Annotated in this window: 1 protein-coding gene; it reads left to right on the forward strand. The window is 62.3% G+C overall.

Annotated elements, in window-relative coordinates:
• The coding region (locus DJ029_RS21585; protein WP_370445262.1) for a hypothetical protein at positions 1-273 on the forward strand (273 nt) is incomplete at both ends.

Genomic DNA, 273 nt, shown 5'->3' on the forward strand with positions numbered 1-273 from the left:
GATATGCAGGGCATCCGCTATTCGCACCCTAAACCCTGGCTGATCGGCAAGCATTTTATCGGCGACGATTTGGCGCCCGCGCTGCAAGGCAACGTCAACAGCGCCATCAACCGCGGCACGCTGGCCCCGGCGCTGCGGGTGTTCGTGCCGGTGTATGACGATCAGAAAAAACAAATCGGCGTGGTGGCGCTCGGCATCGCGCTGGACACCGTACAGCGGGTGGTGGCGGAGAGCCGTTGGATCATCTATTGGACCATCGCCTTCGCCGCCCTG

The organism is Oceanibium sediminis (genome assembly GCF_003265325.1).
Classification (GTDB): domain Bacteria; phylum Pseudomonadota; class Alphaproteobacteria; order Rhodobacterales; family Rhodobacteraceae; genus Halovulum; species Halovulum sediminis.